The sequence below is a fragment of the Streptomyces sp. NPDC090741 genome, from assembly GCF_044769045.1.
Classification (GTDB): Bacteria; Actinomycetota; Actinomycetes; order Streptomycetales; family Streptomycetaceae; genus Streptomyces.
On the sequence record NZ_JBIVXF010000002.1, the window covers coordinates 1 to 22,942 of the forward strand.

Genomic DNA, 22,942 nt, shown 5'->3' on the forward strand with positions numbered 1-22,942 from the left:
AATCCACACCGAACCCGGAAGGCCCTCACTCGTTCAAGATCCCTCAGCCGAGACCTGCATCACCCGTCCACAACCTCCCTGGACAGAACACCTAGCTGTGCTTCGACTGTCCGGCAGGCCTGCACTGGAACCCGCGGATCAATGAATGCGACTACCCGGCCTCTGTCTGCGTCGACCCGCTGGAATGCGTGGATCAGCCCGCGGCCGCCGAGCCACGTCGCAGGGCTTGCGCGCTGGTCGTCGCGAAGCGCTGCCGGCGCCGGGTCGAGCGCCTGGTTGCAGTTCCGCGGCCCCACCGCACGCTGCGGGCTGGCGCGATCCGCGTTGGACAGGCCGGGCCTGATCAATTCTGCTGCCGGGGCAGGTGCCTGTCACGGATCATGGGCCATATGAGCATGGGCGAAGGACTCTGGGTGGCTGGGCATCAGATTCATCGGCTGCGAGACGGGTGGGGACCCGAGCTAGTGGCCGCCTTCACTGACGAGATGCTCTGCGCGCGGCATGTGTCGGCAGCCATGGTCTACGGGGAAGGCGCTGGTGACGACGCCTGGGTCGAGTACTCGCTTGAGGGGCCGGGCCCGGTCGTTTCGCAGCGATTGAGTCTGCTCGGATACACCAGGGCCGCAACGATGAGCTTCCTGGACGGACTGCTGGATGGAAGCTACTTGGCGTGGGGTATCCCCTCGTTCTTGGAGGAGGAACGCCAGCGGCAGGAGGCTGAGCGCACCCTGCTGGATACCAGCACTGCGGACGATTGGATTGCAGCGGTAGCGGCTGGTCCGGATGGTCTGTCTCCGCTGACACCGGGCGGATTCACCTGGTTCCTTCGCCTCCTCGATTACACGGAGCCCGGCTTTGCTCTGCAGGCTGCCCTCATGGCCTTTCCGGACGCCGAGGTGACGTTCATCCTGGACGCGGACGATCCCGACCTGGTGGGTGAAAATAGCGAGCTGAACAATATGTGTGTGGATGCATTGGATCAGGTACACCAAGCCTCAGCCGCGCACGCCCCTGTGATCGTCCTGACCGAGGGCAGCAGTGACGTGGCCATTCTGGAGCCAGCCCTCGCACTGCTCTACCCGCACCTGACAGACCTCGTACGCTTCATGAACTACGCCAATAACGCACAAGGCGGAGCCGGTTCCCTCGCCACAACAGTACGAGCCTTCGCTGCGGCTCACGTCGCCAACCCCGTCATCGCGTTGTTCGACAACGACACAGCGGCCGCTGACGCGCTTCGTCCCCTCTATCGTGACAGCGCTCTGCCGAGCAGCATCAAGGTGCTCCGATACCCGCCCATTGCGCTGGCCACCCGCTATCCCACCCTGGGGCCCCCTAGCGAGCAAGCCCCGGATGGACGGATCTCTGCAGCCGATGTCAACGGACTCGCCGGTTCGATCGAGCTCTACCTCGGTGAAGACGTTCTCGTAGGCTCTGACGGTGCGCTCCGCCCTGTGCAATGGAGCAGTTACAGCAAGGGCAGCAAGCAGTACCAGGGCGAGATCACCGATAAACGCGACCTCCAGGTGGCATACCAGACCAAGCTGGCTAAGGCCCGGGAGAATCCGGACATCATGAACGAGCAGGACTGGAGTGGAATACGCGCCATCCTCGACATGATCATCCGTGTATTTGACTAGGCAATGCAGCCCAAGGGTGCGTAGCCGTAGGCCGCCGTCAACGATCCTGATGCCGAGTCACCACAGTTGGCTCGAGCGCCGCGCCGGGGTCTGACGACTGTCAGAACGGTGGCTCGGTGGGGTAGGCCGATTGTGCAGCCCATGCGCCCTGTGGAAGTGGCAGGTTGGTGACGACGAACAGATTCAGAATGTCGTCGCGGTCCATGAAGATGATCTGGCTGCGCTTCAAGGCGTCAAGGTGGTTTCCGAGCCAGTTGCGGGCCGCCTTCGTGATCTCACCACCTGCGACGATGAAGGCGTGGTCGACGAGGACTCGCCTTCCGACCTCGGGGTCGAACACCTCGTGCCCGAGCATCATCGTCGCCTGATTCAGGATCTCGGCGACGTTGGCGTTCGAGCCCCGCGTGACCCCCGATGCGTCGAGCTTTCCCTTCTTCACCTGTATGCCGAAGTAGAGGACATGCTGCGTCGGCAGGGTGTATTTCATCCAGATGTCTTTGCCGTATTCGAGCGCCTTGTCTCGGTGGCCTGCCGCGGTGACGCGATGGAAGCCAAGTTGCCGGAAGAGGGGCAGCAGCACCTCTTCGATCATCGAATCCTCGGAGGCCGACTGCAAGTACGACAACAGCTGTTCGCGGCGTTCCTGCTCCGCCTGCGGGAAGGGGCGATGCGGGTTCGGAGATGGTGCTGCGATCATGCTCGTCGCTACGTGCCGCAGATAGCACTGCTGGTCCTCCGCGTAGAACGCTTCGAACCCTTCTCGGGCCAGGGCGGCGTTGAGCATCGCCAAGGCGCCTGGTCTGCCGGCTTCGTCGTTCAAGGCTTCCGACTTGTCCATCAGGCGGGTGATCACGCGGGCGAAAGAGTCGGGTACGGTTGTCGAGCTTGCGCGAGGCTCCTTCAGGACCAGGGCGAGCGTGTCCGCCACCCACTCCCTGCGGGTGGTGCCGTCGTGCCTGTAGTCGGTATCGGCCTCTTCGAAGAACTCCGTCAGGTACTTGCTGCTGCGGTAGACGAAATGGGACGTCTCCTCCGGGAAGTTGCCGCAGATCATGTCGCCGATCTGAGTAAGTGTTCGCCGCCTGAACTCCATCACACCTCTTTCGCCTGCGCGGATCCCGACTGTAGTCCTCACCACTGACAGTCGTCCGGGCTTCGCGTGGCCAAGCCTCAGTCTCGCGCTGCTCCAGCGCTACCACGCCGAGTACGCCCTCACTGCCCCCTGGGAGAACGACAGCACATCATGATCGCCTTGACCGATGCTCCGGAGAGCAACACACACCGATCCGCTGCGCAGCCCCGGTCACTGCCCAGATTCCTGGCAGCGCGCTGCTGCCGTTGCAGGCCGTACTGAGCAACGCCTCGTCCGTGGCGATCAAGCATGGTGGCTGGGATGCTATGCGGCCAGGCCGACGTCCAGGATCTTGGCGGCCTTGCCGATGGAGCCGGGCATGAGGTGGCGGTAGATCTTGAAGGTGATGTCGAGGCTCTTGTGGCCCATCCACTCGGCGACGTCGGTGATGGGGATGCCGTTGGTGAGGCAGTTCGAGGCGAAGAAGTGGCGGAGGCTGTAGATCACCATGCCCTCGGGGACATCGACCTCACCCGCGCGCTTGATGCGCTGCCACTGGTTCTGGAGGTAGTAGGCCAGGAACGGCCTCGTAGGGTCCATGGGGTGGCGGAGGAGGTAGCCGTCGACCGTGCCGTGTTTGTCGGCGTACCACTCGATCGTCTCGCGGACGCGGGCCGGGAGGGGGACGTCGCGGTAGTCGGTGGGCTTGCGGTGCTTGAGACGGCCGTAGGTCTTCGTGGTCTGGTTGACCTGCTCGGTGATGCGGTAGACGTCGCCGGCGACGAGGTTGTTGAGGTTGACGGCGAAGGCTTCGCCGTTGCGCATGCCGCAGCCGCTCATGAGGTCGGCGATGAGGAGGAAGCGGTCGTCGCCGGCGGTGCGTATGTCGCGGAGCTGGGCGGGGGAGGGGATGACCGCGCGTTCGGGGTCGTACTGCGGGGGCTTGACGCCCAGGACGGGGTTCTCGGTGTAGATGCCGAGGCGGTAGGCGTCGAGGAGGACGGACTTCACCTTGTCGAAGGCGTTGGACTGGGTGGCCAGGCCGGCACCGTTGCGCTCCATGGTCCGGATGAAGCCGTCGACGACCTTGTGGTCGAAGGTGCTCATCCGGCGGCTGCCGAGGGTCGGGAGGATGTGGTGCTCGAGCAGGGACTGCAGGGTGCGGAGCGAGGACTCGGCGAGGTCGCGCTGGCCGGCCTTCCACTCCGCGGTGTACTCGCGGAACTGCATCGCGCCGTACTTCTGGATGCGCTCCGCCTTGCTCTGGTTCCTGGGAGCGGCCTTCTTCTCCTGGTAGATGGTGGTGAGGCGGTCGATCGCCTTCTCCTGGGTGGAGAAGCCGGCCTCCTCGGTCTGCTTCCCGGCCGCGCTGCGGTAACGGATCGTGTACTCGTGCGGGCACTTCGACCAGCGGGACTGCGGGTGCTCGCAGTCCTTGTAGAAGGTGCCCATGCCATGGGCGAGCGACTTCGTTGCCATGCGGTGCGGGACTCCTCGGGCGCCAATGCTGACCTTTTGCTGACGCCGGAGGGTCCAATACGTTCCTGACCTGCACGAAGACGGATATCTCGTGTTACGTTCTGGAACTGGATCGGACGCTCCCAAGAGGACATCGCAGGCTTCCGCGAAGACTGGATGAACGGCACCCGCTACGGCGAGGTGAAGGGCTACGACGGTGCTCCGATTCCGGCTCCGGAACTCCCCCCAACTCGCTTGAAGCCCAGGGGTAGAACGCGCTGAACAGCGCTGATGTCATCAAAGGTGCGGGCTGCACGTGGCGGCTCGCATCGTTCCGCTTCTGAGGGCCCGGCGGGAGTCGACGCGATCTCGGCAGTGGCATTTTGATCTTGGCGCCGAGTCTCATGTGGATCAGGGTGTGGTCAGGTCTAGTCGAACGAATGCTGACACTTTGCTGACTCTACTGATGAGTAGTTAGATGTCTGTAGGGAGAGTCGGACGCTTCCTCGTTGCAGAGGCGCGTCACGCAGAGGTGCCGGTCGCGAACCGGTTGGCTGCCCCGGACAGGGCCGGTTCGCCCCCCCCTTCAGGGTCGAAGGCCGCAGTTGGCCCGCGGCGGAGGCGGCCTGCGAGGTTGTAGGCAGTCAACAAGGCGCCGTGCTGGAGCCGCCGCGGTCGCGCCGGCAGGGCCCCATGCCTGGGGGCGTGTTCAGCGGGTGCTCACGGGTGCGGTTTGGGGAGGTCCGGATGTGGCCGGCACGGGACGCCCTGGAGCGGCTGGAGGAGGCTGAATACGACGCCCAGTTCAAGAAAGGGCCGACCGGCCGGTTCAAGAACCTCATCTTCGCGGCGGACGGCCCGAAACCCAAGATCGTCTTGCGTGACGCGGTCAACAACGATGCGGAGATCGTCTCGAACGCCGACAACTGCCTGGTGTTCACTGATCCCTTCTCGCCGTACGGCCTCACATGGCGTGAGATGGTCACATGGTGGGCCGACCGGCAGCAGGCGGACCCGAACGACCGCCGTACCGCGCACGCGCTGTACGCGAGGCTCGCGGCGTCACTGGACTCGGAGCCCGAGCGGCTCCTGTTCCGCACCTACTGTGCGCGCTACGGCGCAGCGGGAGGTGATGAACTCCCCGCCCTCATACCGCAGGTCTACCTCCACTACGACCCCTACACGCGCAGGACTCCAGGCCACACCTCGGCCCTCGCGCGGCAGCGCATGGACTTCCCCCTCCTTACCCCGGACCGGTCGCGCATCGTCATCGAGGTCGATGGCGTGCAGCACTACGCCGACGCAACCGGGAAGGCGTCGCCCAGGATCTACTCGGAGATGGTCGCCGAGGACCGGCGGCTCCACCTCATGGGCTACGACATCTACCGTTTCGGCGGTCACGAGCTTGCTCGTCCGAATGCTTCCACCATGCTGCACTCGTTCTTCGGCGAGCTGCTCTCACGGCACAAGCGGCCCGGCGCTTGAGGCGGTTCGCGCTGCGCAGGCGGTCTCTCCTTCCGGGAGATTTCTCGAGGTGCGCGCCGCTGGTGTCCCACGCTGTACTCGGCTGACCAGCTCCGGAGACATCTCGGCGATGAGGCCCTCGATGAGCTTCTTGATTTCGTCGTGGATCGCCCGGACGGCCTCGACGCCCTGGGTGGCGGGGTCTTCGAGCTGCCCGTCGAGGTCGAGGCCGTTCGCGTGCCGTCTCGTCTTCAGGTCCGCGACGCCTCCCACCACGAGTGTCAGACGATACGGAGTATCGGTCTCGTGTCGGGTGAGCCCAGCAGGCAGCGGACGCGCTCGGGATGCCATCCCGACTCGTCGGCCGGACGGGGGATCGTGAGACCTTTCTCCCGCTCGGCGAGTTCGTATGCCTGACTGAGCAGAGCGGGCTGTTCGCCGGGGAACCCGTCCCGGTCGACCGGCTCGGGGGTGAAGCCGGGGCGAGATGTCGCGGTCGCCAGGGCCGCAATTCGCCGCACGCCGGCTCGGACTCATCACGCGCCGAGGTCAGCCCTCCCCAGCCGTACGGCTCCTGCGAACCGGGCTCCTCGCTGCAAGCGGAGCAGGTGTGCATGTGTCGAATGGTGGTCAATCTGCCGAATCGCGTTCAACTACGCCGTTCTCCTGCTTGTTCGCCCAGCACGATCTTCCACACTCGGGTCGCCACCTGGAGGTTGAGCCGGTCCTCGACGTTCGCGAGGTCGTTGCCGCTGATGTTGCGGATGCGCTGGAGCCGATAGCGCAGCGTGCTGCGGTGGATCGCGAGGGATTCGGCGGTCTCGTCGTAGTTGCCGCCGCAGTCGAAGTAGTGGGACAGCGTCTCCACCATGGCCGTGTGGTGCCGGGAGTCGTAGTCGATCAGCTGCCCGAGCCACTCGTGGACGAACGTCTCCAGTTCCCGGTAATCGTTGCCGGGTCCCAGGATGCGGTAGAGGCCCAGCTCGTCGAAGAACGTCGTGCCGTAGTGCTCGCGGGAGTGGCGGCGCACTTCCAGGGCGCGCTGCGCCTCCTGGTAGCGGTGGGGGATGTCGTCCGGGGAGTCGCAAGGGGCGCTCACCCCGATCGTCCCGGACCGTGTCCCGGTCTCCCGGACGAGCGCCTCGTACAGCGCGCGGGCGTGCGGCCTGTCGTCGGCGACCAGGACCACGTGGTCGGAACGCCGGGTCAGCAGCGAGTGCATGCCCACGGCAGAGGCCGCCCGGCCCACCGTCTGCGCGAAGGAACCGTCTGCGGTCTGGTTCGACCACTGCACCACGACGACGTAGTGGCGGCGGTGCAGGTCGTGTCCGACTGCCTCGGACCGGGCGTAGGCGCTCGCCTCGTCCGTCCCTGCCAGGAGGTCGTCGGCCAGCTCGCGGTGCAGCCTCGACTCCACTTCGGCCAGATTGCGCAGGTGCGCCAGCTCCGGGGCGAGCGACGCGGCGGCGTCTTCCAGCGCGCGCAGGGTGTGCTCGTCGGCCTCGCCCCGGACGTCGACCAGGGCCAGCACGCCCAGGATCTCGCCGTGCGCGCGGACCAGGGTGACCAGCCGGTCCTTCACCCGCACCGGCCCGGCCTGACGGGCGACGGCGTACAGCATTTCGTCCTGGCGCACGGGGTCCGGTTCGGGATAGGGGTCAGGGCGATCGGGACCGATCCAGGACCTCAGCCGACCGAAGCGGTCCTCGACCAGCGCGGGGAGTCCAGTGAGCCCGTGCAGTGCGCGGGTGAGGGCTTCCTCGCCGCCGCCCGAGGCGGCGACGTCGGCCATGAGCGCGTGAACAGCCTGCTGGTACCCCAGCTCGGCCACGACGGCAATCAGCCGACCCTGGAGGGCTGTCCGTTCCTCCCTCAGCCGGTGCAGCTCCAGCGGGTCCTCGCGTTGGCGGCGGTCTGCGAAGGCGACCGACAGTGCAGCGGCGGTGTGCCGGACGAGCGTGGCGAGCAGGGAGCGCTCGGCCTCGGTGGGCCGGGAGCGGGACGTCACCACGAGGTAGCCGTAGAGTTTCTCAGGCCCGCGTAGCCCCAGGGCCCGGCCCCAGGGCCAGCCGGGCACGGTCACAAGGCCGTCCGCCCCGGCCAGCTCCCGCACCCTCCGGTCCACGGCCAAGGCATGGACCTGCCCATTCCTCGGGCTGGGGACCAGGTCGCCGTCCACCTTGAGGTATCCGGCCTCGGCGCTGTACGGCCCTGCGGCGGCTATGTGGTCCATGGCCAGGCTCAGGATCTCCCCTTCGTCCAGGGTGTCGAACAGGGCGCTGGAGAGCACCATCAGTTCGTGGGGGAAACGGTCGGCCGGGGTTGGAGCGAGTGGGCGGGGCCCTCGCCGCGCGGCCATGAGGAGCCGCCCGCCGCTGCCCCGCGGAAGGCTGCGCTCCCGGTCGCAGCGGCGGTGGTACGGGTTGTGCGCCCGGCTGCTGGCCATGGGATCACTCCGTTCTCTTCGAGCCTACAGGCGAGCGGTGGTGCCTGCTCGGGCCGGCTCATCCGAGGTGTTCGGATCCTTCCTCTCGTACTCGTGGGGCGACCGGCCCCGTGCGTCTCTGACTCGCCAGGCGCAGGCGTGGAGCCACTCGGCCCGCCACCCTGGGAAGTGTTCGAAACCGTCCGTGCGCACCGGCAGGAAGGGCCGGGCGGTGACCGAGCAGCTACGCAGGCCGATTGCCTCGTACAAGACGTACCGGGAAGCCGGACGCGCCGTTGACCACCTCTCTGGCCACGGGTTTCCCGTGAAGAGGGCCCCGGCGTCCTGTTCGGCTGGCTGTTGTGCCTGGTGAACCGGCTCGACCCCGTCGTCTCCGCCCTGCTCCTCGTCCTGTACGGGCTGGTCTTCGGAGCGATCGTCGGCGCGCTGTCCGGCACGCTGCTGCACGCATTGCAGGGCGGTCGCCGGGATTTCGCCTCGATCCGCTCGATGCGGCCGAGCCGGTACGAGGTCGTGGTGGACGAGGAGGTCGCCGACGAGGCTGTACGGCTGATCGGCGGGCTGCAGACCACCGGCGCAGGTCCCACCCGTACCTGAACGAACGTGATTCGGAGAGTCGGCGCAGGCGCCGTACCGGGAGGAGTTCCCCATGGCCAAGGCAGTGGGCATCGACCTGGGCACCACGAACTCGGTGATCGCCGTGTGGGAGGGCGGCGAGCCGTCCGTCGTGCCCAACAGCGAGGGCAACCGCACGACACCGTCCGTGGTGGCCTTCACCGACACCGGGGAACGTCTGGTGGGCCAGCTGGCCCGGCGCCAGGCGATCCTCAACCCCAAGGGCACCATCTACTCGGCCAAGCGGTTCATCGGCCGGCACTTCGACGAGATCTCCGACGAGGCCAGGGCGGTGGCGTACGACGTCGTCGAGGGCGACGGCGGGGCCGCCCGCTTCAAGGTGCGCGACAAGTTGTACGCGCCTGAGGAGATCAGCGCACAGGTGCTGCGCAAACTCGCCGACGACGCCTCCAAGCAGCTCGGGGAGCGGGTCACGGAGGCGGTCATCACGGTCCCCGCCTACTTCAATGACGCCCAGCGCACCGCCACCAAGGACGCCGGACGGATCGCGGGACTGGAGGTGCTGCGGATCATCAACGAGCCGACGGCGGCCGCCCTCGCGTACGGCATGGACAAGAAGGGGCACGAGACCGTCCTCGTCTTCGACCTGGGCGGCGGCACTTTCGACGTGAGCATCCTCGACGTCGGCGACAGCGTGGTGGAGGTGCGCTCCACCGCCGGCGACAGCCACCTGGGCGGCGACGACTTCGACCGGCGTCTGGTGGATTACCTCGCGGACGACTTCCAGAAGGAGAACGGCATCGACCTGCGCAAGGACCCGCAGGCGCTGCAACGACTGTTCGAGGCGGCGGAGAAGGCCAAGACCGAGCTCAGTTCGGTGACGCAGACGCAGGTCAGCCTGCCGTTCATCACCGCAGACGCCTCGGGCCCCAAGCACCTCACCGACTCGATCATGCGGTCCACGTTCGAGCAGATCACCGGCGACCTGGTGGAGCGTTGCCTGGGACCGGTGCAGCAGGCGATGGCCGACGCCAAGGTCGGCGAGAGCGACATCGACGAGGTCATCCTCGTCGGCGGTTCCACCCGCATCCCCGCTGTCCAGACCCTGGTCCGCCGGCTGACCGGCGGCAAGGATCCCAACATGAGCGTCAACCCCGACGAGGTCGTGGCCCTGGGCGCCGCGATCCAGGCCGGGGTGCTCAAGGGCGAGGTCAAGGACGTCCTGCTGCTCGACGTCACACCCTTGTCGCTGGGCGTGGAGACACGCGGCGGAGTGATGACGAAGATCATCGAGCGGAACACCACCATCCCGGTGCGCCGCAGCGAGACCTTCTCGACCGCCGAGGACAACCAGCCGGCCGTCGACGTGGTGGTCCTCCAGGGCGAGCGGGAGCGGGCCGCCGACAACCGGGTGCTGGGCCGGTTCCAGCTCACCGACATCCGGCCGGCGCCGCGGGGCGAAGCACAGATCGAGGTCACCTTCGACATCGACGCCAACGGCATCCTCAACGTCAAGGCCCGGGACCGGGACACCGGCAAGGAACAGGGCATCACCATCAGCGAGAGCTCCAACCTGGACCGCAGTGAGGTCGAACGCATGGTCCAGGAGGCCGATCGCAACCAGGGCCAGGACAAGGCACTCCGCGAGGCCGTCGACGCCCGCAACGAACTCGACGCCATCGCGTACCAGGTCGAGAAGCGTCTCGCCGAACTGGGCGACACGGCACCCGCGCACGAGAAGGCACGCGCCGAGATGCTGGTGTCGGATGCCCGGGCGGCGGTCAAGGAGGAGGCAGGCGTGGAGCGGGTGCGGCCCCTGTCCTCCGAACTCCAGCAGGTGCTCGCCGGGCTGGCGGCCCATCAGGGCGCCGCCGCTACGGGCGGAGGTCCCGGCCAGGACGCCGCCACCGGCGGTCCCACGAGTGGCAGTGGCGGTGACGATGATGTCATCGACGCCGAGTTCGACAAGGGCTGAGGCGCGCCATGCCCACCTACCCCCAGGAACCCGACCGGGCCGCGTCGGATCCGGTCGAACCGGTCCCGGGAGGCGCCGGACGCCCTCCTCGCGGGGATCTGCCCCAACCGGGCCCGCCCCGGCCCGAAGCGGCGAACGGAGAACCGGGACCCGACGCCGCCGGCCCCGAACGTGCCGAGGACGAGTACACGACCGCGATCCAGGAACTGGAGGACCGTTGGCGGCGTGCACTCGCCGACCTCGACAACCTTCGCAAGCGTCACGCCAGGGAACTGGAGCGCGAACGGGCGGTAGAGCGGTCCCGCACGGCGGCCGCCTTCCTACCCGTCCTCGACAACCTCGAACTCGCCCTGACCCACGCGGGCGCCGATCCGGGCGCGATCGTGGAGGGCATCCGGGCCGTACGCGACCAAGCGGTGAACGTCCTCGAACTGCTCGGCTACCCGAGGCATGCGGAGACTGGCGTCGCCTTCGACCCGGCCCGGCACGAGGTGGTCGGCGTCGTCCAGGACCCCGACGCCCCACCGGGCACGGTCGTCGAGGTACTGCGCCCCGGCTACGGGGACGGCGAGCGGCAGCTCAGGCCGGCCGCGGTGATCGTTGCGAAGCGGGAGTGACCGGTCATGGCGCGGGACTTCTACGAGGTGCTCGGCGTGTCGCGGAGCGCGAGCCAGGACGAGATCCAGCAGGCATATCGCAAACTCGCCCGCAGACACCACCCCGACCTCAACAAGGACCCGGGGGCGGAGGAACGCTTCAAGGACCTCAACGAGGCATACAGCGTCCTGTCGGACCCGAAGACCCGGGCCCGTTACGACCGCTTCGGCGAGGACTTCCGCAAGATCCCCGAGGACTTCGACGAACGGGTCGCGGCCGGAGCGGGCGGCGGCTTCCGCGCTCGGAGGACAGCAGGCGGGGGCGGTCCTCGCGTTCGGTACACCACCGGCTTCGGCGATGACTTCGGAGCGGAAGGCATCGACATCGAGGACCTGCTCGGTTCCATGTTCGGAGCCGGCGCCGCCCGAGGCGGCGTCCCCGGAGCGGACCAGGAGGCCGAACTGCCGCTCACCGTCGAGGAGGCGTACCGAGGCGGCCGTCGCACCGTCACACTCGCCGGTCCCACCGGGCAGCCGCGGCGGTACGAGGTCGACGTGCCGCCGGGCGTCACCGACGGGCAGCGCATCCGGCTGGCGGGCGAGGGCGGCCAGGGCCGTGGTGACGCCTCCGCGGGCGACCTGTACCTGCGGGTGCGCATCCAGCCCCACCCCCGGTTCCGGCTGGACGGCCGCGACGTGCACGTCCAGGTCCCGATCGCACCTTGGGAGGCGGCCCTGGGTGCGACCGTGCCGGTGCCCACCCCCGGCGGTGGCACGGCCAAGGTCACGGTGCCCGCGGGCTCGTCCAGCGGCCGGCGGCTGCGGCTGCGCGGCGAGGGCATGCCGAACCCGCGCGGCGCAGGCGGCGACCTGTACGCCGAAATCCGCGTCATGGTGCCCCCCACCCTCGGCGACCGGGAGCGCGAACTGTTCGAGGAGCTCGCCGCCACCTCTTCGTACGACCCCAGGAGGACGCGATGAACGACCGACCCGCGGGAGCAGCAGGCATCGGCCGGGCCGGCATGGGCGACCGTCCGGTACGAACGGGCGCCGACGTCACCGCCTGGACGGCTGTCCGGTACGCGCTCGTGCCCGCCCCCAGGCTCTCCCTGGACGCCGCGGCCCGTCGCTCGGGCCTCCACCCCGATCTGATCCGCCGGTTCGTCGCCCTGGGCCTGGTCGACGCCGAGCGCGACGCCTCCGGAGAGCTGGTGTTCGACCCCGCGGCCCCGGCGGTCCTCGCCCGCATCCAGCGGCTGCGCTCCGGACTCTGCCTCAACTACGCATCCATCGGTCTGGTGCTCGACCTGCTCGACCGCATCAGCCTGCTCGAAGCCGCCCTGCGCGGCCGCGGCACGAGGAGTGAAACACCCCCATGGACATGAACCGTCTCACCCAGAAGTCTCAGGAAGCCCTCCAGGAGGCCCAGACCGCCGCCGGCCGCATGGGGCACACCGAGGTCGACGGGGAACACCTGCTGCTCGCACTTCTCGATCAGGAGGACGGTCTGATCCCGCGGTTGCTGCAACAGGCCGGCACCGAGCCGAAGGAACTGCGCGCGGCCGTGCGCGAGGAACTCTCCCGCCGCCCGAAGGTCACCGGCCCCGGCGCGGCACCCGGCCAGGTCTTCGTCACTCAGCGCCTCGCCCGCCTGCTCGACGCCGCCGAACGGGAGGCCAAGCGCCTCAAGGACGAGTACGTGTCAGTGGAGCACCTCCTGCTGGCTCTGGCTGAGGAGAGCTCTTCGACCGCCGCCGGGCGACTGCTCAACCAGGCCGGCATCACCAGGGACTCGTTCCTGAGCGCGCTCACCCAGGTCCGCGGCAACCAGCGCGTCACCTCCGCCAATCCCGAAGTGGCCTACGAGGCTCTGGAGAAGTACGGCCGCGATCTCGTCGCCGAGGCCAGGGCCGGCAGGCTCGACCCGGTCATCGGCCGGGATGCCGAGATCCGCCGTGTCACCCAGATCCTGAGCCGAAAGTCCAAGAACAACCCCGTCCTCATCGGCGACCCCGGCGTCGGCAAGACCGCCATCGTCGAGGGCCTCGCCCAGCGCATCGTCCGCGGCGACGTGCCCGAAGGACTCCGCGACAAGATCGTGTTCGCCCTCGACATGGGCTCCCTGGTCGCCGGCGCCAAGTACCGCGGTGAGTTCGAGGAACGCCTCAAGGCCGTGCTCAGCGAGGTCAAGGCCGCCCAGGGGCGCATCCTGCTCTTCGTCGACGAACTGCACACCGTCGTCGGCGCGGGCGCCGCCGAAGGGGCCATGGACGCGGGCAACATGCTCAAGCCGATGCTCGCCCGCGGCGAACTCCACATGATCGGCGCCACCACCCTCGACGAGTACCGCAAGCACATCGAGAAGGACGCCGCCCTCGAACGCCGCTTCCAGCAGGTCCTGGTCGAGGAGCCCAGCGTGGAGGACACCATCTCCATCTTGCGCGGACTGCGTGAACGCCTTGAGGTCTTCCACGGCGTGAAGATCCAGGACAACGCGCTGGTTTCCGCGGCCACCCTCAGCCACCGCTACATCACCGATCGATTCCTGCCCGACAAGGCCATCGACCTCGTCGACGAGGCATGCGCCCGGCTGCGTACCGAGATCGACTCGATGCCCGCCGAACTCGACGAGATCACCCGCCGCGTCACCCGCCTGGAGATCGAGGATGCCGCCCTCTCCAAGGAGACCGACCCCGCCAGCAAAACCCGCCTGGAGGAGCTGCGCAGGGAACTGGCCGACCTGCGCGGCGAGGCAGACTCCAAACACGCCCAGTGGGAGGCTGAACGGCAGGCGATCCGCCGCGTGCAGGAACTGCGCCAGGAACTGGAGCAGGTCCGCCACGAGGCAGAGGAGGCCGAACGCGCCTACGACCTCAACCGCGCCGCCGAACTCCGCTACGGCCGACTCCAGGACCTGGAGCGCCGACTCACCGCAGAAGAGGAACAACTGGCCGCCAAACAAGGGCAGAACCGGCTGCTGCGCGAGGTCGTCACCGAGGAGGAGATCGCCGAGATCGTCGCCGCCTGGACCGGCATCCCCGTCGCCCGCCTCCAGGAGGGCGAACGCGAGAAACTGCTGCGCCTCGACGAGATCCTGCGCGAGCGCGTCATCGGCCAGGACGAGGCCGTCAAGCTCGTCGCCGACGCCATCATCCGCGCCCGCTCCGGCATACGCGACCCGCGCCGCCCCATCGGCTCCTTCATCTTCCTCGGCCCCACCGGCGTCGGGAAGACCGAGCTGGCCAAGACCCTCGCCCGGACCCTGTTCGACTCCGAGGAGAACATGGTCCGCCTCGACATGAGTGAGTACCAGGAGCGGCACACCGTCAGCCGGCTCATGGGCGCACCGCCCGGATACGTCGGCTACGAGGAAGGCGGCCAGCTCACCGAGGCCGTACGCCGCAAGCCGTACTCGGTCGTACTGTTCGACGAGATCGAGAAGGCGCACACCGATGTCTTCAACACCCTGCTGCAGATCCTCGATGACGGCCGCATCACCGATGCTCAGGGCCGCACCGTCGACTTCCGCAACACCGTGATCATCATGACGTCCAACATCGGCTCCGAGCACCTCCTCGACGGCGCCACCGCCGAAGGTGAGATCAAGCCCGACGCCCGCGCCCTGGTGATGGGCGAGCTGCGCGGGCACTTCCGCCCGGAGTTCCTCAACCGCGTCGACGACATCGTGCTGTTCAAGCCGCTCGGTGAGCGGCAGATCGAGCGGATCGTGGAGCTGCAGTTCGACGAGCTGCGGCAGCGGCTCGCCGAACGCCGCATCACCGTCGAACTCACCGACGCCGCCCGGGAAGTGATTGCCCACCAGGGCTACGACCCGGTGTACGGGGCCCGGCCGCTGCGGCGTTACATCTCCCACGAGGTCGAGACGCTGGTCGGGCGCGCCCTGCTGCGCGGCGACGTCCAGGACGGCGCGACGGTGCGCGTCGACGCCGAGCACGGAGAGCTGGTGGTCACCTACGACCAGCAGGAGGGGGCCCGGGAAGCGAGGGCGGCGTGAACACCACCCGGACGACGACGGTGACCTGCCCGAACTGCGGGCGCGGCAACCGGATTCCCGTGGCCGCCGAGGGACGGCCCAAATGCGGCCACTGCAAGCAGCCCCTGCCCTGGATCGTCGACGCGGGCGACGACGACTTCGCCGAGGTCGCCGACAACGCCAGCCAGCCTGTCGTCGTCGACCTCTGGGCCACCTGGTGCGGCCCCTGCCGCATGGTCAGCCCAGCCCTCGAACAGGTCGCCCGGGACCTCGCCGGACGGATCAAGCTCGTCAAGGTCGACGTCGACAAGAACCCACGGCTCAGTCGGCGGTTCGAGGTGCAGGCGGTGCCGACCCTGCTCGTCGTGGACCAGGGCGAGACGGTCGCCCGGCAGGCCGGCGCGGCACCCGCGCACGTCCTGCGCTCGTGGGTCGAGCAGGCGATGGCGGGCCGGTAAACCACTGCTGGAGGGTGAACACGACGGTGCGATGACCTGGGAGCCCCACGAATCCGCAACCCCGGCATCGACCGGTCGCCGCGCTCGCTCAGCGGATCCATCGGCGGCCGCGGCCGATCAGGCCCGTTCAGGGAAGGAAAACCCTCATGGCCACGATTCCCGACCCGCACCTGGCGATGGTGCGCCCAGTGACGCCGCGTACCCCGGAGGGCTGCGAGGAGTGCCTCAGAGAGCAGTCCCCGTGGGTGCACCTGCGCCTCTGTCTCACCTGTGGGCACGTTGGCTGCTGCGACTCCTCTCTCCTCAAGCACGCCAGGCGGCATGCAGGGAGCGTCGGTCACCCCGTCGTGCAGTCCTTCGAGCCGGGAGAGGACTGGCGCTGGTGCTACGTCCACGAGGTCCTGGTCTGATGAGCACGGCCGAGAACAAGAATGGTGCGGTCCGCGAGACACCTGACCGGTACGGGGCGTTCCCGCGCCTCACGCCGGAGCAGCTCGAGGACCTGACCGCGCACGGTGAGCGCCGCAGGACCGCCGAGGGCGAGGTGTTGTACCGCGAGGGCGATCCGTTCCGGGAGTTTCTCGTGATCCTCAGCGGGACCGTCGAGATCCTCCACGACCAGGGCGGTCCCGACGAGCGGACGGTGGCGGTCCACGGACCCGGCAGGTTCCTGGGCGAACTCGGGCTGCTGGAGGGCCATGCGGCGTTCGACACCGCCGTGGTGCGCGAGGCCGGCGAGATCCTGGCCGTACCGGTGGAACGGCAACGTGCGCTGGTCGGCAGCGACCCCGTCCTCGGCGACCTGATCCTCCGCGCCTACCTGGGCCGCAGGTACCTGCTCATCGGCCTCGGTGCCGGCTTCCGGATCCTGGGGTCATGCTATTCACGGGACACGCTGCGGCTGCGCGAGTTCGCTGCCCGCAACCGGCTGCCCCACCGCTGGGTGGATCTGGAGAAGGACGAGGAGGCTGAGGCACTGCTGCGCCGGTTCGCCATCCGTCCCGAGGAGACACCGGTGGTCCTCTGGAAGGGAAAGCGGGTGCTGCGCAATCCGAGCAACGCCGAACTCGCCCGGCTCATCGGGCTGCCCGCCCCCGCCCCCGCCCCCTCGCCCGATGCCGGATGGTGCGACGTGATGGTGGTCGGTGCAGGCCCCGCGGGACTCGCCGCCGCCGTGTACGGTGCCTCCGACGGCCTCACCACGGTCACCGCCGACGCGGTGGCCACCGGAGGCCAGGCCGCTACCTCGTCACGCATCGAAAACTACCTTGGCTTCCCGTCGGGCATCTCCGGGGGCGAGCTCATCGAACGCGCGGTGCTCCAGGCGCACAAGTTCGGCGCCCGCCTCATGGTGCCGGCGGAGGTCAGCGCGCTCACCCCGCAGGACGATGATGAGTACGTCGTCACGTTCACAGACGGGTCCCGGTCCCGGGCCGGCGCCGTGGTGCTCGCCTCGGGCGTGCGGTACCGCAGGCTCGAAGTGCCCGGCATCGACCGCCTGGAAGGCATCAGCGTCTACTACGCGGCGACGGTCCACGAGGCCAGCCTCTGCCGGGCGGACCCGGTCGCCGTGGTCGGCGGCGGGAACTCCGCCGGGCAAGCGGCGCTGTTCCTCGCCGACCACGCGTCCAGGGTCCACCTCCTCGTCCGGGGCAGCGACCTCAACGCGGACATGTCGCGCTATCTGGTGGACCAGGTGGAACAGCACCCCAAGATCGAGGTGTCGCTCCACACCGAAGTCCAGGGCGTCGCTGGGGAGGAGCAGCTGGAGTCGCTGACGGTGGAGGACAACGCAAGCAATGAGCGCCGCGAACTGCAGGCCGCGGCGCTGTTCGTGTTCATCGGGGCCCGCCCGCGCACGGAATGGCTCAAGGGCGTGCTGGCCCTGGACGAGAGGGGCTTCGTCCTCACCGGCGCCGACGCCCAGGCGGTGGCCGACACGAACCGGTGGGCCTCGCTGGGCCGCGATCCGATGCTGCTGGAGACCACCCTTCCCGGGGTCTTTGCCGCCGGCGACGTCAGAAGCGGCTCGGTGAAACGGGTGGCCTCGGCGACCGGTGAAGGCGCCATGGCGATCCGCCTCGTGCACGAGCACCGGGAAAGGAGGGGAAACCTGCTCACCGTCGGCTCCGAGGGACGTCGGCCGGTAGCGGGCGGGTCCGTGTCCTCGCGCTGACCCTGCCCCTGACGGACCCCACAGGTGGCGCAACCCACCACCACGGTCGTCCTCCCAGCGGGCGCCCCGCGCACCGCGGACGGTTCCCCTGGACGGGATGAACCGGGGCGAGGGAGAGGTACTAGCCGACATGGGGCTGGTGCCCGCCGGGCGCAACGACGCCGGAGTGAGCAGCAATGCGCTGACATGGACGAGCACGAACAACGTGGCGTAGATATCGCCGGTCGATCGGTGCGTGGCCGTTTCGCTGCGGGGGCCGAGGGGGAGTCGGACGGCGCGCCGCCGGCCCTGCCGAGGCTCCGCTGCAGCGGGCCGGCGGCACCACCGTTCCACCTGAACCGGCTGAACGGCCCGCAGAGGCGTGCCGGAGCCACGGACTCCGTCGCACAACTTCCGGGAGTCGGGCGCCGACAGTGGCTGTGAATGCGTCGGCTACCGGGCACACGACCCCGAGGCACACGAGGACCCCAGCCTCATGCTCAACGGACGGATCGACTCTGGACCGAGGTGATCCTGGATCCGCACGGACCGGGGAAGGGGCACAAGCGGCGAGGGATCCGAGGGCAGGAGGCGGCGGCGTGGCCGGCGCGACCCGGCAGGGGGTCCGGCTAGGCTCCTATCCGTGACGTGGCTGCGGGCCCTCCGGGAAGTCGTGCGATCCGGGCTCACGATCGAGGAGGCGCGACTGGAGCCCCTGCTCGCGCTGCGCACTGCTGTTGGGGTGGCGATCGTCATCGGGTCGGCGCTGTGGCTGGTTTCCCCTGCGTACGCCGCGTCCGCCGCCCTCGGTGCCTACTCCGCGGGCGCAGCCACATTCCAGCGCACCTGGCGTCCACGCAAAGTGATCGCGCTCGGCGCGGGCGCCGGTCTGGCGCTCAGCACCTTCGTAGGCTACCTGGCGGCGGGGCGACTCGTGACGTTCCTCCCACTGCTGGCCGTATGGGCCTTTGCCGCGGGGATGGCGTGGGCCGTCGGATCGACCGCCGGGATCGTCGCAGCGACGACGGTCGGCAGCATGCTGGTGACCGTCACGCTGCCCACGAGCGTCGGGCGAGCCCTGGAGCACGCCGGGGTCATCGCGCTCGGGGGCGTGGCGCAGGCCGTGCTGATCTTGCTGTTCCCGATCCGCCGTTGGGGGGCGCATCGTGACGCGCTCGCCGACGCCCTGGCCGCCGTGGCGGACTACGCCCGCCGGCTGCGGCACGACCCGACCGCCCCGTTCGACCCGGAACCGTTGATGACGGCCCGGGACGCGGCCGCCGTGACGCCATCACAGGCCCGCACCCGTCCCCCCGTCCTGCACGGCCCCCGGGGACTCGCCGAGCGCATTCGGCCCGTCGTCGCCGCACTCGCCGACCCGGACGTCGGCGCCCCGGCGGAGGGACCCGGGCGGGACCGCGCGCGGGAGTTGCTCGACGCGGCCGCCGACGTCCTGGATGCGGCCGCCCGTGCGATCCGCCGCGGCATTCCCGCCGAGGTGTCGCCCGGAAGCACGGACGCCCTGCACGTCGACGAGGAGCACGAGGTGTTGGAGGGCCCCGCGCGGCAGGCAGCCGAGCGGCTCGTGGAACTGCTCGGCGAGGCGTTGGAGATCGCCGGGAGCGGCGGCGCGCGCGGGAGGACGCCCACGCCGCCCGGCCCCGCGGGCGCCCAGTTCCTGGTGCGCCCGACCATGTTCCGGCTGGTCCCGGTCGTAGTCCGGGCGGTCCGCCGTGAGCTCCGCCAGGACTCGCCCGTGTTCCGGCACGCCGTCCGCCTGGCGGCGGTGGCCACGCTCGGCTACCTGATCGCCGCCCGGCTACCAGTGGGCCACGGCTACTGGGCGCCCATCGCCTCGGTGATGGTGATGCGGCCGGACTTCCACCGGACGTACGCGCGCGCGGTGGCCCGTCTCGCCGGGACCCTGGCGGGGGTCGCGCTCGCCACCGGGATGGTGCAGGCTCTGGGCCCGGACGCCCATGTGTTCGGCGTGCTGGCGGTGGTCTCGGCGGGCCTGTCGTTCACGCTGATCCGTACCGGCTACGCCTACTCCCAGTGCTTCACTGCCGCGTACGTCGTCTTCCTGCTCGGCATGGGCGGCCAGGCATGGGAGCAGACGGTCCCGGAGCGGGTGGTGCTCACCCTGCTCGGCGGGGCCCTGGCAATGCTGGCGTACGTGGTGTTCCCCGCATGGGAGACCCCCCGGCTGCCGGGCCGGCTTGCGGACTGGCTCGCCGCCGACGGCCGTTACGCGGCCGCGGTGCTCCGCAGCTACGCCGAACCGACCCGGGAACAGTACGCCGACATGCGCAGGGCACTGCTGGCGAGCAGGGCGGCACGTGCCGCCTGGCAGGAGGCATACGACCGGGCGAGGCAGGAACCGGTCCGCCCCAGGGGCCTGACGTCACGCGAGGCGGAGGAGGCGCAGGAGGCGCTCAAGGGGTTCGGCCGGGCGGCGATGCTCATGGAGAGCCATGTCCCGCGGGCCGACAGCCGTTTCGTCCCCGAGGCGGAGCGGTTCGCCGAGGCCCTGGAGGCGGACACCGCGCAGGCGGCAGTGGACGTGCGCGAGCACAGGAATCCGGACTGGGGGCGCGTGGAGGAGGCGCTCCACGCGTGGGAGGGCGCCGCCGCCGGGGACCGGAGCCCGGTGGTGCGGCGCGGGGCGGAACTGCAGAAGCAAGCCTTGGAGGACCTCGCAACGGCCGTGAGCCGTACACCCCTGGAACGGGACGTCGGCTCCGCTCGCGAGGAGCAACGGGTGCGGGCGGCCGCGGCGGCGGAAGGTGACGGATCAGGACTCGCCCACCGGGGTGGGTGACGGCTCCGGCGACGGGGAGCGCCGCGCCTCCTGGAGCGGGAAGTAGTCTCCCGGCCGCGTCGAGCGACGCCACACGTACGCCGCTGTCGCCATCACGAGGATCAGCCCCGCCAGGATGAGCAGTTCGATCCCCTCGACGTTCCACCGGAAGGACTTCTCCGCCTCGGCCGTCACGATGAGCACCTTGCGGATGCCGGCAACCAGGCCGACGACGAGGAACGGCTCCGCGTCGAGGGTCTGGTTCCTGATGGTCAGGCGGACGGTGTGGAGCAGCTCGGCCACGATGAACAGCACAAGGCTGTTGTCCAGGGCGGAGAGAACGACCGTCTCCTCCCGGTACGGACCTTGGATCGACCTGACGATGTCCTGGACGACCCCGACGGTCAGGAGCCCCGCGAGCAGTACGAGCAGCGCCGCGACAATGAGGTGGATGCCGTCCTCGAGGAGCTGCAGGAGGCCCTGTACCCGGCCCCCGCCCTCGGTCTTCGGGAGTTTGGGTCTCACAGTCGGCATCCTAGGGGCGCCCCAGGCCAGCAGGCGCGGTGCGCTGTGCTGCCAAACGGGTGGACGAGGGGATTCCTCCCTGGTGGCAGCCTGGGGAAGGGGCGAGGTACGACATCACCGACCGAGTCCTACCCCGCGGCAGGAGAAGGCAGGGCCGAAGCCCGGCCTCGTTCCTCGCCGCCGCTGCGGCCCTGCACGCCACAGACGACGCCCTGCACGCCGCCGGGCAGGAGACCTCCGACACCCCCGCCGCCGGCCCGGGCGCGGAGCAGGCGGTGGCTTCCCCGCTGCTGCGGCAGGCCCGCGAGCAGCTCGCCGGACGGGAGACCGGCCTGATCGAAACGGCCAGGCACGCGGGAGCAAGCTGGGCCGCCCTCGCCCGTCCCCTCGGCGTTCGCCAGCCGCCAGGCCGCCGAACGCCGCTACCTGCGCGACCGACCGGGCCCCGCCGGAGCCACCGGCGAACAGCGCGTCCAGGCCACCCGCGACCGCCGCGCCGCCGACCGCACCCAAGCCGAATGGGCCCGCCGCAACGCCACCGACTTGCGCCGCATCGCCGGCCAGATCACCGCCCTCACCGACCTACCCACCGTCGCCCTCCACTCGCTCGACCAACTCCGCGCGGCCCTCGCCACGACGACCCCGCTTGACCCGCTGCCAGGGCGCCGACTCCCCGTTCGGTCTCGTGGACGGCCTCGACGTCGACCGTGACATCGACCATGGCGCTGACGACCACTCCGCCGCGGTCGACCACATCGTTCCAATTCACTCCGAAGTCATGCCGATCGATACGCGTCGTGGTGACGAAGCCGGCGCACCGCCTGGGCCCGAGGTTCCGCCCCACCAAGGGTGTCCCACGGTTCCAAGTACGTGAGGTCGAAGGTTACGGGGCGCGTCACGCCGCATACCGTGAGAACTCCAGTGACCTCGAACTCGGTTCCGCTCACCTGGTGAATGCGCGACCCGACGAACGTCCACGTCGGGTGGTGCTCGACGTCGAAGAATTCGGCGCTGCGGAGGTGGGCGTCACGCTGGGGCTGATCGGTGTACACCTGGGTCGCGTCGACCGTCGCCTCGACGCACACCTCCTCCGGCTTCTCGGGATCGGCCTCCAGCCAGCCGTGCACGTTCTGGGTCAGACGGTAGGTGCCGGTTGCGGTGAGCGCGGACAGGTCCACAGTGTGCACGGAAGCACGGTCGCCTTCGCGGGCCGAACGCGGAATCGAAGGGGCGGCAGTGCGTGGTAGGCACGAGCAGATACGGCGCCCCTGAACCTAAAGCGGTTCAGCCGGATCATCCCCAGGAACCGCCGGCCGGTACCGAAGGCAAGGGGGATGCCCTCGTCGCGGCTATCGCGGATGACTCCGGTGCGACCGGTTCGGGCTCTGCCGGGGGACGGAGTTGGCGATGACCAGGAGGTGGGCCGAGGCGTCGGCGAGTGCGGGGTGTGGGTCGGCGATCCGTGCTGCGGTGAGGGCCGCGTCGTACAGGTTCGCGCCTAGTAAATTGGTATCGGTGCACTCGCAAGGGCGTGAACGAAGAGGGGCGTGGAAAGCCTGCTTCGTGCGCCGCCGATGACCTTGTCGAAGGCGTTGGACTGGGTGGCCAGGCCGGCGCTGTTGCGCTCCATGGTCCGGATGAAGCCGTCGACGACCTTGTGGTCGAGACTGTAAGGCATGCCGCGCCGCGCTCCCGGGGCGTCGGCGACCTCACTCGCGAGGCCGTCTCGGGCGCGACGGCGCCATGGGCTCGGGTGGCGGCTTGTGGCGTCGTTTCGTGACGG

Annotated in this window: 19 protein-coding genes and 3 pseudogenes; 14 read left to right on the forward strand and 8 right to left on the reverse strand. The window is 69.3% G+C overall.

Translation table 11 applies throughout. The features are described from left to right. The first annotated feature begins 389 nt into the window (after nucleotides 1-389). Nucleotides 390-1,640 carry a hypothetical protein gene (locus ACIQU4_RS05250; protein ID WP_403726023.1) on the forward strand — a complete coding sequence of 417 codons (1,251 nt, stop codon included), beginning with the start codon at nucleotides 390-392 and terminating at the stop codon, nucleotides 1,638-1,640. 100 nt (nucleotides 1,641-1,740) lie between these two features. Here ACIQU4_RS05250 and ACIQU4_RS05255 read toward each other — a convergent pair whose 3' ends face one another. Next, nucleotides 1,741-2,733, reverse strand: coding sequence for a hypothetical protein (locus tag ACIQU4_RS05255; protein WP_403726026.1), 993 nt, complete (start codon nucleotides 2,731-2,733; stop codon nucleotides 1,741-1,743). Between the two features lie 303 nt (nucleotides 2,734-3,036). Further along, a complete protein-coding gene (locus ACIQU4_RS05260; RefSeq protein ID WP_403726028.1) occupies nucleotides 3,037-4,191 on the reverse strand; it encodes a tyrosine-type recombinase/integrase in 1,155 nt (384 codons plus the stop codon). Between the two features lie 93 nt (nucleotides 4,192-4,284). Here ACIQU4_RS05260 and ACIQU4_RS05265 point away from each other — a divergent pair. Together ACIQU4_RS05265 and ACIQU4_RS05270 are read left to right on the forward strand one after the other, a co-directional pair. Next, nucleotides 4,285-4,452 (forward strand): annotated as a pseudogene (locus ACIQU4_RS05265) (pirin family protein); the annotation flags it as partial. Between the two features lie 375 nt (nucleotides 4,453-4,827). Further along, the gene (locus ACIQU4_RS05270; protein WP_403726030.1) at nucleotides 4,828-5,655 is read left to right on the forward strand and encodes a hypothetical protein; all 828 of its coding nucleotides are present in this window, start codon (nucleotides 4,828-4,830) and stop codon (nucleotides 5,653-5,655) included. Nucleotides 5,656-5,745: 90 nt separating this feature from the next. Here the strand turns inward: ACIQU4_RS05270 and ACIQU4_RS05275 are convergent. Both ACIQU4_RS05275 and ACIQU4_RS05280 read right to left on the reverse strand, forming a co-directional pair. Further along, nucleotides 5,746-5,856, reverse strand: a pseudogene (locus tag ACIQU4_RS05275) (phosphotyrosine protein phosphatase); the annotation flags it as partial. Between the two features lie 427 nt (nucleotides 5,857-6,283). Next, nucleotides 6,284-8,080: a PucR family transcriptional regulator gene (locus ACIQU4_RS05280; RefSeq protein WP_403726033.1), complete on the reverse strand. Its 1,797-nt coding sequence runs from the start codon at nucleotides 8,078-8,080 to the stop codon at nucleotides 6,284-6,286. 348 nt (nucleotides 8,081-8,428) lie between these two features. Here ACIQU4_RS05280 and ACIQU4_RS05285 point away from each other — a divergent pair, with 348 nt between their 5' ends. From ACIQU4_RS05285 to ACIQU4_RS05330, 10 genes are all read left to right on the forward strand, one after another. Next, complete coding sequence (locus ACIQU4_RS05285) at nucleotides 8,429-8,677, forward strand: hypothetical protein (protein ID WP_403726036.1); 249 nt, start codon at nucleotides 8,429-8,431, stop codon at nucleotides 8,675-8,677. 52 nt (nucleotides 8,678-8,729) lie between these two features. After that, the gene (dnaK, locus tag ACIQU4_RS05290; protein ID WP_403726039.1) at nucleotides 8,730-10,631 is read left to right on the forward strand and encodes a molecular chaperone DnaK; all 1,902 of its coding nucleotides are present in this window, start codon (nucleotides 8,730-8,732) and stop codon (nucleotides 10,629-10,631) included. An 8-nt stretch (nucleotides 10,632-10,639) separates the two neighbouring features. Then, complete coding sequence (locus ACIQU4_RS05295) at nucleotides 10,640-11,248, forward strand: nucleotide exchange factor GrpE (protein ID WP_403726042.1); 609 nt, start codon at nucleotides 10,640-10,642, stop codon at nucleotides 11,246-11,248. A gap of 6 nt (nucleotides 11,249-11,254) precedes the next feature. Further along, nucleotides 11,255-12,208, forward strand: coding sequence for a DnaJ C-terminal domain-containing protein (locus ACIQU4_RS05300; RefSeq protein ID WP_403726045.1), 954 nt, complete (start codon nucleotides 11,255-11,257; stop codon nucleotides 12,206-12,208). After that, on the forward strand, nucleotides 12,205-12,612 hold the full coding sequence (locus tag ACIQU4_RS05305; protein ID WP_403726047.1) for a chaperone modulator CbpM: 408 nt from the start codon (nucleotides 12,205-12,207) through the stop codon (nucleotides 12,610-12,612). The genes ACIQU4_RS05300 and ACIQU4_RS05305 overlap by 4 nt, the downstream gene beginning before the upstream one ends. After that, nucleotides 12,603-15,242 carry an ATP-dependent chaperone ClpB gene (clpB, locus tag ACIQU4_RS05310; protein ID WP_403726050.1) on the forward strand — a complete coding sequence of 880 codons (2,640 nt, stop codon included), beginning with the start codon at nucleotides 12,603-12,605 and terminating at the stop codon, nucleotides 15,240-15,242. Before ACIQU4_RS05305 ends, clpB begins: the two co-directional genes overlap by 10 nt. Next, the gene (trxA, locus tag ACIQU4_RS05315) at nucleotides 15,239-15,679 is read left to right on the forward strand and encodes a thioredoxin (protein ID WP_403726052.1); all 441 of its coding nucleotides are present in this window, start codon (nucleotides 15,239-15,241) and stop codon (nucleotides 15,677-15,679) included. The genes clpB and trxA overlap by 4 nt, the downstream gene beginning before the upstream one ends. 146 nt (nucleotides 15,680-15,825) lie before the next feature. After that, nucleotides 15,826-16,089: a UBP-type zinc finger domain-containing protein gene (locus ACIQU4_RS05320; RefSeq protein WP_403726054.1), complete on the forward strand. Its 264-nt coding sequence runs from the start codon at nucleotides 15,826-15,828 to the stop codon at nucleotides 16,087-16,089. Next, nucleotides 16,089-17,855: an FAD-dependent oxidoreductase gene (locus ACIQU4_RS05325; protein ID WP_403726057.1), complete on the forward strand. Its 1,767-nt coding sequence runs from the start codon at nucleotides 16,089-16,091 to the stop codon at nucleotides 17,853-17,855. Before ACIQU4_RS05320 ends, ACIQU4_RS05325 begins: the two co-directional genes overlap by 1 nt. Before the next feature lie 622 nt (nucleotides 17,856-18,477). Then, complete coding sequence (locus ACIQU4_RS05330) at nucleotides 18,478-20,655, forward strand: FUSC family protein (RefSeq protein WP_403726060.1); 2,178 nt, start codon at nucleotides 18,478-18,480, stop codon at nucleotides 20,653-20,655. On the opposite strand, the gene ACIQU4_RS05335 is transcribed toward ACIQU4_RS05330, so the two are convergent. Further along, the gene (locus ACIQU4_RS05335; protein ID WP_403726063.1) at nucleotides 20,629-21,168 is read right to left on the reverse strand and encodes a phosphate-starvation-inducible PsiE family protein; all 540 of its coding nucleotides are present in this window, start codon (nucleotides 21,166-21,168) and stop codon (nucleotides 20,629-20,631) included. The genes ACIQU4_RS05330 and ACIQU4_RS05335 overlap by 27 nt on opposite strands. Before the next feature lie 104 nt (nucleotides 21,169-21,272). Here ACIQU4_RS05335 and ACIQU4_RS05340 point away from each other — a divergent pair. After that, nucleotides 21,273-21,828: pseudogene (locus ACIQU4_RS05340) on the forward strand (type III effector protein); the annotation flags it as partial. Here the strand turns inward: ACIQU4_RS05340 and ACIQU4_RS05345 are convergent. The 3 genes from ACIQU4_RS05345 to ACIQU4_RS05355 all read right to left on the reverse strand — a co-directional run bounded on the left by ACIQU4_RS05345 (nucleotide 21,734) and on the right by ACIQU4_RS05355 (nucleotide 22,837). Further along, a complete protein-coding gene (locus tag ACIQU4_RS05345; protein WP_403726066.1) occupies nucleotides 21,734-22,003 on the reverse strand; it encodes a YceI family protein in 270 nt (89 codons plus the stop codon). The pseudogene ACIQU4_RS05340 and the gene ACIQU4_RS05345 overlap by 95 nt on opposite strands. Next, nucleotides 21,936-22,346 carry a YceI family protein gene (locus tag ACIQU4_RS05350; protein ID WP_403726068.1) on the reverse strand — a complete coding sequence of 137 codons (411 nt, stop codon included), beginning with the start codon at nucleotides 22,344-22,346 and terminating at the stop codon, nucleotides 21,936-21,938. Before ACIQU4_RS05350 ends, ACIQU4_RS05345 begins: the two co-directional genes overlap by 68 nt. A gap of 311 nt (nucleotides 22,347-22,657) precedes the next feature. After that, the gene (locus ACIQU4_RS05355; RefSeq protein ID WP_403726071.1) at nucleotides 22,658-22,837 is read right to left on the reverse strand and encodes a hypothetical protein; all 180 of its coding nucleotides are present in this window, start codon (nucleotides 22,835-22,837) and stop codon (nucleotides 22,658-22,660) included. Nucleotides 22,838-22,942: the final 105 nt, after the last annotated feature.